At 61.2% G+C, this 1,871-nt stretch carries 2 protein-coding genes; both read left to right on the top strand.

All coding sequences use genetic code 11. The features are described 5' to 3' along the window. Positions 1-1,600: mechanosensitive ion channel domain-containing protein (locus tag AAC083_RS10500; RefSeq protein WP_146181648.1), on the top strand; the 1,600-nt coding region annotated here is incomplete at its 5' end. Between the two features lie 24 nt (positions 1,601-1,624). Then, positions 1,625-1,871: glycerophosphodiester phosphodiesterase (locus AAC083_RS10495; RefSeq protein WP_308811005.1), on the top strand; the 247-nt coding region annotated here is incomplete at its 3' end.

Here is a 1,871-nt window from a genome sequence, read left to right as displayed (position 1 = left end):
GGCGGTGGCCCGCGGCCTCGGCGAGATCTGGTTCCTGCTGCTGGCACTCTTGATGGCACGTCACCTGACGCTCGAGAAGGGGATCCTGATCCTGCATTTTCGCTGGCAGAAGGAGCGAGTACAGAAGGTGTGGGGCCAGTTTCGCACCCTGCTGCTGGTGATCATCCCAAGCTTCTTCGTGCAGGGGATGGCCAACAGCTATCAGGATCACGCCTTCTACGACTCCCTCGGCCGGATGGCCTTCATCCTCGGCGCCCTCTGGCTGCTGCTGTTCTTCGCCCGTCTCAACCGGGAGCGGCTACCGCTAACCTGGGGCCAAGCCGACATGAGCAAGCCCCACCTGCTGCACCATTTCATCTGGAACAGCCTGATGATGGCCCCGCTGCTGGCGGTGATAGGCTCACTGCTCGGCTATTTCTACACCTCGCGCATTCTGCTGCGCCAGCTGGAGCTGAGCCTGCTGATGGGGCTGGGCTGCCTGCTCATCTACTATCTGGCGCACCGCTGGATGTTGATCCAGCGCCGCCGTCTCGCTTTCGAACGGGCCAAGATCAAGCGCGCAGAGATAGTGGCCCAGCGTGGCCGGGAAGAGGGCCACGACGATCTCAGCTCGGAGATCCCTGACGTGGTGGAAGATACCGAGCTGGATCTCGAGACCATCAGTGCCCAGTCGCTGGGGCTGGTGCGCACCCTGCTGATGCTGGGCTTCACCATGCTGGTGGTGGTGCAGTGGTCCGAACTCAACTCGGCGTTCAGCTTCCTGCGCAGCATCGAGGTGTGGCAGGTCACCAACAAGATTGGCGGCATAGAACAACTTTCCGCCATCACCTTGCAGGATCTGATGCTGACGGCATTTACCTTCATCCTGACCGTGGTCACGGCCCGCAACCTGCCGGGCCTGATGGAACTGACCCTGCTCCAGCACCTGAGCCTCTCCCCCGGCACCGGCTTTGCCATCACCACTGTCACCAAATACATAGTGTTGGTGGTGGGGGCGCTGAGCGGCTTCTCCATCCTCGGCATCGACTGGTCCAAGGCGCAGTGGATGGTAGCGGCACTCTCTCTTGGCCTCGGTTTCGGCCTGCAGGAGATCTTCGCCAACTTCGTCTCCGGTCTCATCATTCTGTTCGAGAAACCGATCCGGCTCGGCGATACCGTCACCATCCGCGAGCTGACCGGCACAGTGACCAAGATCAAGACCCGCGCCACCACCATAGTGGATTGGGATCGCAAGGAGATCATCGTCCCCAACAAGGCGTTCATCACGGAGCAGTTCATCAACTGGTCCCTGTCCGATGCCATCACCCGGGTACGGCTGCGCATCCGCATCGGCCTGACCCAGGAGCCAAGGCGAATACAGACCATTCTGGAAGAGTCGATCCGGGCCTCCACTCTGGTGCTGGAGACCCCCTCCCCCGAGGTATTTCTGATCGAATTTACCGACTCGGCGCTGATCTACGAGATCCGGATCTATGTGAACAGCATGGATCACCGCATGCCCATCACTCACGAGGTGCACTCGCTGGTGCTGGAGAAGCTGCAACAACAGGGGCTGGGGCTGCCGCACCAGCAGATCGACATTCGACTGAGCCGCGCCTGAGCAGGGTGCAACAGGAGCCATATCATGCAGATCATCGCCCATCGCGGAGCCAGCGGGCTGGCGCCGGAAAATACCCTCAAGGCCATTCGGCTGGCACTGGCACTGGGAGCCCAGGCCATAGAGATAGACGTACAGCAGGCTGACGGCGAGCTGTGGGTATTTCACGACCGGCGACTGGAGCGTTGCACGAACGGCGGCGGCGTGCTGACGGCGCAATCCCGTGCCTATCTGGCAGGACTTGATGCAGGAGAAGGAGAGCCTATCCCTACCC

This window comes from Aeromonas sp. HMWF014 (assembly GCF_963878295.1).
GTDB classification, from domain to species: Bacteria; Pseudomonadota; Gammaproteobacteria; order Enterobacterales; family Aeromonadaceae; genus Aeromonas; species Aeromonas popoffii.
The sequence above is the reverse complement of the archived record's forward strand: the minus strand, read 5'-3'. Positions and strand labels throughout refer to the sequence as shown.